The following is a 7,637-nucleotide window of genomic DNA, read 5'->3' on the forward strand; positions in this document are numbered from 1 at the left end:
TTCCTCCCGGGGCTCGACATCAAACGTGGTAAATGTCGAGTACCTGGCGGATGTAATCGTTCTTCAGCACAATTTTCTTGCTGGCAATCAACAGGGCATCGTCGACCTTTCGCAAAGTAACGAACATCGTGCCGAAAAAATGATCGTTGATTCTGTAGCGGTGGCTGAGCGTGTCGAAGTTGTAGCGCACGTCCACTTCATTGCCGCGTTCGGCCAGCACTTCTACATTGGTGACGTTGTGACTGGTTCTCGGTTCGGGCATCGACGCACTACTGCGTTCGGTCTTGATGCGGAACACCCGGTCTTCCAGGCCGCCACGGTCCGGGTAATACATCAGCGAAATCTGACTCTCGTGATCATCGGTGAGCTGGTCGTCGTCGTCCCACGCCGGCATCCAGTAGGTGACGTCCTCGGCATAGCAGGCGAGCCATTCGTCCCACTGGCGGTCGTCGAGCAGGCGCGCTTCGCGGTACAGCGTGGCGCAGATTTTTGGGTAGTCGAAGCTCATGCCACGGCCTCCTCGCGTTCTTGTTTCAGTGCGTCGCGCATCACCTGAACCCAGTATTCGTGCTGGCACACAAACAGGCCTTCGTCTTCGCTGCGCTCGCCCGAGATGAGCGGCTTCATGCCCATGCTTTTCGCGTTCGCGTCGGGACCTTCGACCCACAACGGCGCGCCGCGCGAAAGGTCGTTCCACATCGCCGTGGTGCCGGCATAGCCAGCTTGGCACGCGCGGAACTCTTCAAGGTCATCTGCGGTGCCCATTCCCGTGACGTTGAAGAAATCCTCGTATTGGCGAATGCGGGTAGCGCGGTCGGCTGCGCTCTCGCCCTTGGGGGCAAAGCAGAAGATGGTGACTTCGGTCTTGTCTACGCTCAACGGGCGGACCACGCGAATCTGGGTGCTGAACTGGTCCATCAGGAACACGTTCGGATACAGGCACAGGTTTCGAGTCTGGTTGACGATGAAATCCGCCTTCACTTCGCCGACGCGTGCCTTGATTTCCTCGCGGTATTGATAAACCGGTCGCACTTCAGGGTTCATCGTCTTGGTCCACAACAGAATGTGGCCGTGGTCGAAGCCGTACACGCCGGCTACCGACTTGCTCCAGCTGTTCGCATCCACAGCCTTCGTGCCATCGACCTTGCGGCGGTCCATCGTCGCGGCATAGTTCCAGTGCACGGTGCTGACGTGGTAGCCATCGCAGCCGTTCTCCATCTGCATCTTCCAGTTGCCGTCGTAGATGTACGAGGAGTTGCCTCGCAACACTTCCAACCCGTTCGCGGCCTGGTCGACGATCTGGTCGATGATGACCTTGGTCTCGCCGAGGTAGTCCTCCAGCGGCATCGCGTCCGCGTTGAGGCTGCCGAACAGGAAGCCGCGGTAGCTCTGGAAGCGCGCGATTTTTTTCAGGTCGTGCGAGCCGTTGGTATTGAACTGCACCGGGTATTCAGTGGTCTTCACGTCCTTCACTTTCAGGAGCTTGCCGGTGTTGGCGAAACTCCAGCCGTGGAACGGACAGGTGAAAGTGCCTTTGTTGCCGTGCTTTTTCCGGCAAAGCATGGCGCCTTTGTGCGCGCAGGCGTTAATGACCGCGTGCAGTTCTCCGCTTTTGTCGCGAGTGATCACGATGGGCTGGCGGCCAATCCAGGTGGTGTAGTAGTCGTTGTTGTCGGGAATCTGGCTTTCGTGAGCCAGGTACACCCAATTGCTCTCGAAGATGTGTTTCATCTCGAGCTCAAACAGATCAGCGTTGGTGAAAATATCGCGGCGGCAACGGAATACACCGTTTTGCTTGTCGTCCTGAACGGCGGTATGCAGCAGTTCATCCAGTTGCGAGGCTTTGTCGATAATTGCAGACATGAGTGCTCTCCCTACGCGTGCGCCAGGTGATGGAGCACGCGCATCGGTGTCGAAAGATTCTTGCGAAGGATTGAGCGGCAGCAGTGGTACGACGTAGCTGCCGCGTTCAGCGGTCAGGCGATAGCAGACGCACGCAGACGATGGACGACCTGGTTATCCTTGCCTTGAACCAGCGGAGTCAACTCGATGTTGAACTCGATTTCCTTGTACGCGTCAGCCGTCATACCCAACGCAGTGCCGCCGGTCTTTTCGACGACATGCGGAATCAGATCCTCGCGGGTCGCGTAGGCGAAGTCATCCCAGATCAGCGGGTCGCCCTCGATATTGATTTGCGTCGTCAGCTTGCGGTACTTGTCGCTGGTGACGAAGAAGTGCACATGCGCCGGACGGTTGCCATGGCGGGCGAGCACGTTCAACAATTGCTGGGTCGCGCCCTGCGGCGGGCACCCGTAGCCTACCGGCATGAGCGTACGGAATTCGTACTTACCGTCGGCACCCGTGCTGACCGCTCCGCGCAGGTTGAACTCGCTCTGCGCGCCGGTCGGGTCGAAGTGCGAATAGAAGCCCTTTGAATTAGCGTGCCAGCATTCGACCACTGCGCCTGCGACGGGTTTGCCGTCCGGGCCGGTCACGGTGCCGCGGATGACGAGTGGGCCTGCATCCGGATCGGGATTGACGTCGATCCTGGACACGCCATCGCGCACCGGCGCGCCGGCGACATACAGCGGACCTTCGATAGTGCGCGGCGTGCCGCCGGTGATTTCAGCAGCCTTGTCCTCTGCATCCATGCGAATGTCGAGATACTTCTCCAGACCGAGACCAGCGGCAAGCAACGCCGCTTCGCCGTCCTGGCCGAGCTTGTTGAAATAGTGAACGCCGGCCCAGATTTCGTCGGGCGTCATGTCAAGGTCGTCGATGGCCTTGAACAAATCGCCCAGCAGGCGATGGACAATCTGCCTGGCGCGAGCACTGCCGTCCTGGCTACCGACGTTGGCAGCAGCCTTTAACAGGTCCTGCGCTTCCTTCGTATCAAACACTTTGACGCTCATGTCTGCTCCTGAATCTCTATTTTATTTGGGGGTAAACCCTTGGTTTAGCACCCTCTTGGATATGCTTGAAAGGTATAATTGGTGCTGAAACAGAGTGTGAATGCAGAATAGTGGACGCCGGAAGGCCTCGTCCAACACTGATTTAGTATTGGTCTATATCTACAAGGTATTGAAATGGAGCTGCGCCATCTTCGCTATTTCGTCGCCGTAGCCGAGGAACGTAATTTCACGCGCGCGGCGCAGCGGCTGAACATGGCCCAACCGCCTTTGAGCCGTCAGATACAGCAACTTGAAGAGATTCTCGAGGTGCAGTTATTCCAGCGCGACTCGCGCCCGTTGAAGCTAACGGAGACGGGCAAGTTTTTCTATGCTCATGCCGTCCAGTTGCTGGCTCAGACGTCCGAACTCGAATCAATGACGCGGCGTGTGGGCAACATCGAGCGCAGCCTCTCTGTCGGTTTCGTGGGTTCGACGTTGTACGGCATGCTGCCAAAAATCATCCGGCGCTTTCGCGACGAGAACACGACCGTCGAACTCAGCCTCCATGAGATGTCGACGATGGACCAGATTCGCGCGCTGAAAGACGGCCAGATCGATGTCGGGTTCGGCCGTATCCGCCATGAGGACGCAAACATCCGCCGGGTGATTCTTCGCGAGGAGAAGATGATTGTTGCGTTCCCGGAGGGCCATGCACTCTCATTGGGCAAGCCCGTCCTCGCGCTCAGCGACCTGATCAACGAGACGCTGATTATTTTCCCCAAGGCGCCGCGGCCCAGTTATGCAGACCAGGTGCTGTCGGCATTCGCAGACCGTGGTCTCAAGCCTCGCCGGATATATGAAGTACGGGAGTTGCAGATTGCGCTAGGCCTGGTCGCAGCGGGGGAAGGAATTGCTGTCGTTCCGAGTAGCGTGTATGGCCTGAAGCGAGACGACGTGAGTTACAAGGAACTGGACGACCCCACTCTGGTTTCCCCAATCATCATGAGCACGCGAATGCTCGACGAGTCGCGGGACCTTCGGGAACTGCTTGAACTCATCTATCGGTTGTACGAGGAGGAAAGGGTGCCTTACGCGCCCCGTAACGATGCCGGGCGGTGATACTCGCTTACTGTCCGAGGCCATCAGTAGGAAACCTCCCAGGTAGCCTGAAACGATTGACCGGCGTGTACTAGAGTGTACTTACGACGCCTTCAACGGGGATTCTTCCATGGACACTCATTCGATTCTGGGCATGATTCACGCCGAAGAGGCTTTACTGGTCTCCATCGTACGGTCGTTACCACCGGACATCAGACGCGCGGTCGCCAACGATTTTCATGAGCAGGTCGAACTCGCGGGGACTTCGCACCTGAATCCGACAACCGATCGGGAAGCGAGCGACGCGTTCAGGGCTCACATCAAAAGATTGTCGATCATGCTTGCCTCGCTGTCGTGAAGAGAGGTCGATCAGTCCGAGGCGCCACGTCTGGCGCGCACGGCTCATGCTGATCCTTTTCATTGCGCCCGCAGGTTTGTTTCGCGATGGCGTCGCACGTCTGCTCGGCGAGGTGGCCGACGGCGCCGAAGTGAAATGCGCCGACTACACGTTGAGCCCTATCGATAGCGGGCAAACGGTCGACGTACTCGTGCTCGACGGTGACTATCTGCCGGAGGCGCTCACTACCGCAAGCGCTTCTCATCGCGGTGCACCGAACGTGCCGGTGCTTGCGCTGCTGACCTCGGTCGATCCTCAGGCCGTCGAGCAATTCATCTCGGCAGGCGTTGCAGGTCACCTGGGTAAATCGGAGTCGAGCAATGCACTGGTCGATGCACTGCGCCTCCTCGTTGCCGGCGGGCGGTATCTGCCGTCGGCCATTCGCTGGTCGGCGGCCACCGCCGCTACCGCTTCCACCGACGCGCTGCAAAGGTCCGCCGTCGCGGCCGATCCCAATCCCCACTTTCTGACGCCTCGCCAACTGCAGGTGCTGGCGCTCGCGGCGCGCGGCGATTCGAACAAGTCAATCGCGCGACAGTTGAACATTACGGAAGGCACCGTAAAAGTGCACTTATATACGGTGTACAAAGCACTCAAGGTCGGAAGTCGGGGGCAGGCGAGCGTTGCCGCGGCGCGGTTGCAGAAGGTCGGCGATGTGCAACTTCACCAGGCGCTGGACGGCCAGCTTTCGATCAGTCGGCTGCTGACTTATACGACGCCCACCCGTTTTCAATCCGGCCACGTCCTCTTTCACAAAGATGACCGAAGCGATGCGCTTTACTACGTGGTGCACGGAACGGTCATGCTCGAGGAGATCGGCATCGAGGTGGGGCAGGGCACGATACTGGGCGAAATCGGGCTCTTCTCTCCCGACCATCGGCGCACGTGCACGGCGCGTTGCAAGAGCGAATGCGAGTTGCTGGTGGTCTCGTCGACCGACGCGATGCGACTTTATTACCAGGACCCGGAATTCGCCACCTATCTGATCCACTTGATTACCCGCCGATTGGAGGCAGATAAGCTGCGCACGAGGCATTAATTGCGACTGTCGAACGTTTATTGCAGACACGGTATTTCAGTGTGCTTCGGCTTTGTCCGATATCGACTGACATAAAGCGGATGGCGGGTGAAAAAAGCCGTTTTTCCAATGTTTTTTTGACCTATAACACATACAAATCGCCAGTCTCCTGAAGACATCGGCCGCGCGTTCGCGTCGCTCCGTCAGGCGGCGAGATTCACCATTTCGAGCATTTCGGCTCAACGCTGAAAGGTTGCGCTTGCGTGGGCGCAGCTCTTCCGACGTGACATTTGAAAGAATGCGCAGGGACAGTTAAGTCCGTTGCGTATAAGACCCGTGCACGCAAAAAATGGCTTGATTAAAAGTGATGGCAGATTTCCCCCGTTCGCCGGATGGACTGGTTTGTGTCGTTCGCGCCGTACTGTTTATGGATCTCGTTGAGTCCTGCAGGCTGATGCAGGATAACGAGGTCGAAGCAGCGCGGCGCTGGCGCGCGTTCAAGGCGCAGATCGAGAATGAGTTTGTGCCTGCGCATGGCGGCCGCCTGATCAGAACTGAGGGCGACGGACTCATGGTCACGTTCGTGCGCCTGCAGGATGGACTCTCCGCGACCTTCGCGATCCAGCGCGCGTCGCGCGAGGTCAACGCAGGCGAGCCGGCGAGCAAGCACATGCTCTTGCGGATGGGCTTGCACATCACGGAGTTGTACGAAGACGAGCGTGACGTGTACGGTCGCGGCGTCAACCTGGCGGCGCGCCTCTACACGCTGGCGGGACCGGGAGAGATCGTGGTGTCCGCGCAGGTACGGGATCAGCTTACTTCCGAACTGGACGCGGAAATCGACGACCTCGGCGAATGCCATCTGAAGCATTTCGAGCATCCGGTGCACGCCTATCGGATCGGTCCGCCCGGTCCACGTCCGCTGATCGAGCGTGGTGCCGCTTTTTTGCCGGAGCTGCGGCCCACCATTGCGGTGATTCCGTTCGTCTTGCGTGGCGGCGACGTCGAACAGCAGATGCTCGGCGAAGTGCTCGCCGACGAGATCATTTCCTCCTTGTCTCGCACGGCCGAGCTTCTGGTGATCTCGCGTTTGTCCACGACCGCGTTTCGCGAGCGCGGCGCATCACTCGACGAAATCAGCAGGTTTCTCGGCGCGCGTTACGTACTGTCGGGCGCATATCGCATGTCGGGCGATCAGTTCGTGCTCGTCGCCGAGCTCGCCGAAGCCAAATCGCGTCACATTTTGTGGACGGAGAGCATCAGAGGCCGCACGTCCGAGATCATGCTCGGTGAAGACGAACTGATCGGCCGGGTGGTCGGCGGGGTCAGCAATGCGATCATCAATCGCGAACTGCATCGGGCACGATCGCAGGCGTTGCCCACGCTCGAAATCTCGACACTGCTGATGAGCGCCATCGTGCTGATGCACCGCGGCGTGGCGGACGACTTCAACCGTGCGCGGGACATGCTGGACGTGGTGATCGAACGCGCGGGCAGACAGGCATTGCCGCATGCATGGCTCGCCAAGTGGCATGTCTTGCGCTTCAATCGCGGCTGGACCGATGACCGCAGCGGCGAAGCAAATGTGGCGCTCGAATGCACGCGGCGCGCGCTCGACGCCGATCCTGAGTGTTCGCTCGCGTTGACCATCGACGGATTCGTGCACACCAATCTGCTCAAGCAGCTCGACGTCGCGCAGCAGCGCTACGCGCTCGCGCTCTCGGTCAATCCCAACGATTCGCTTGCATGGCTGCTCAAAGGCACGCTGCACGCATTCGAAGGCGAGGGCGAGGAGGCTGTCGACGCAACTGAGCACGCCCTCAGGCTTTCGCCGCTCGATCCCTTGCGCTATTTCTACGAGTCGCTAGGCGCAACGGCCGCGCTATCCGCGGGCCGATACGAACGCGCGGTGGAACTGGCGCAACGGTCCCTGCGGGTGAACCGTACCAACACGTCCACGTTACGTGCGCTGGCGATTGCGCAGTCGCTGCTCGGCAACGTCGAGGCGGCGCGTTTGACGGTCGGCGAAGTGCTGGCCATCGAGCCGGCGCTGACGGTGCGACGTTATCTTGAACGCTCGCCTAGCGGCGCATACAAGACCGGCAAGATCTGGTCGGAGGCACTCCGTCAGGCGGGATTGCCTGGCTAGATAGAAGAAGCGCTGTCTCTTATACACATCTAAAAAAAAAAAAATAATCAATTATCGATCTAAGTATAAAGATATCACTATATA

The 7,637-nt window shown here is 58.9% G+C and carries 7 protein-coding genes; 4 read left to right on the forward strand and 3 right to left on the reverse strand.

The window, feature by feature from the left end; translation table 11 throughout:
• Positions 1-19: 19 nt before the first annotated feature.
• From benB to catA, 3 genes are all read right to left on the reverse strand, one after another.
• A complete protein-coding gene (gene benB, locus FSO04_RS29095) occupies positions 20-508 on the reverse strand; it encodes a benzoate 1,2-dioxygenase small subunit (RefSeq protein WP_154564992.1) in 489 nt (162 codons plus the stop codon).
• Entirely contained in the window at positions 505-1,863 is a 1,359-nt protein-coding gene (locus FSO04_RS29100) for a Rieske 2Fe-2S domain-containing protein (protein ID WP_154564994.1), read from the reverse strand. The genes benB and FSO04_RS29100 overlap by 4 nt, the downstream gene beginning before the upstream one ends.
• Before the next feature lie 113 nt (positions 1,864-1,976).
• Positions 1,977-2,912 (reverse strand): catechol 1,2-dioxygenase, encoded by a 936-nt coding sequence (gene catA / locus FSO04_RS29105; RefSeq protein ID WP_154564996.1) that lies wholly within the window; start codon positions 2,910-2,912, stop codon positions 1,977-1,979.
• 174 nt (positions 2,913-3,086) lie between these two features.
• On the opposite strand from catA, the gene FSO04_RS29110 reads away from it, so the two are divergent.
• From FSO04_RS29110 to FSO04_RS29125, 4 genes are all read left to right on the forward strand, one after another.
• A complete protein-coding gene (locus FSO04_RS29110) occupies positions 3,087-4,010 on the forward strand; it encodes a LysR family transcriptional regulator (protein ID WP_154564998.1) in 924 nt (307 codons plus the stop codon).
• A gap of 109 nt (positions 4,011-4,119) precedes the next feature.
• Positions 4,120-4,347: a hypothetical protein gene (locus tag FSO04_RS29115; RefSeq protein WP_154565000.1), complete on the forward strand. Its 228-nt coding sequence runs from the start codon at positions 4,120-4,122 to the stop codon at positions 4,345-4,347.
• A gap of 46 nt (positions 4,348-4,393) precedes the next feature.
• Positions 4,394-5,425, forward strand: a complete 1,032-nt coding sequence (locus FSO04_RS29120; RefSeq protein WP_154565002.1) for a LuxR C-terminal-related transcriptional regulator — start codon at positions 4,394-4,396, stop codon at positions 5,423-5,425.
• A gap of 406 nt (positions 5,426-5,831) precedes the next feature.
• Complete coding sequence (locus FSO04_RS29125) at positions 5,832-7,553, forward strand: adenylate/guanylate cyclase domain-containing protein (RefSeq protein ID WP_267905057.1); 1,722 nt, start codon at positions 5,832-5,834, stop codon at positions 7,551-7,553.
• Positions 7,554-7,637 lie beyond the last annotated feature (84 nt).

This window comes from Paraburkholderia madseniana (assembly GCF_009690905.1).
Classification (GTDB): Bacteria; Pseudomonadota; Gammaproteobacteria; order Burkholderiales; family Burkholderiaceae; genus Paraburkholderia; species Paraburkholderia madseniana.

What these genes read in the sequence shown, in the direction of transcription:
- benB (WP_154564992.1), bottom strand. Translation starts at nt 508, where the DNA reads ATGAGCTTCGACTACCCAAAAATCTGCGCCACGCTGTACCGCGAAGCG.
- FSO04_RS29125 (WP_267905057.1), top strand. Translation starts at nt 5,832, where the DNA reads ATGGATCTCGTTGAGTCCTGCAGGCTGATGCAGGATAACGAGGTCGAA.
- FSO04_RS29100 (WP_154564994.1), bottom strand. Translation starts at nt 1,863, where the DNA reads ATGTCTGCAATTATCGACAAAGCCTCGCAACTGGATGAACTGCTGCAT.
- FSO04_RS29110 (WP_154564998.1), top strand. Translation starts at nt 3,087, where the DNA reads ATGGAGCTGCGCCATCTTCGCTATTTCGTCGCCGTAGCCGAGGAACGT.
- catA (WP_154564996.1), bottom strand. Translation starts at nt 2,912, where the DNA reads ATGAGCGTCAAAGTGTTTGATACGAAGGAAGCGCAGGACCTGTTAAAG.
- FSO04_RS29120 (WP_154565002.1), top strand. Translation starts at nt 4,394, where the DNA reads ATGCTGATCCTTTTCATTGCGCCCGCAGGTTTGTTTCGCGATGGCGTC.
- FSO04_RS29115 (WP_154565000.1), top strand. Translation starts at nt 4,120, where the DNA reads ATGGACACTCATTCGATTCTGGGCATGATTCACGCCGAAGAGGCTTTA.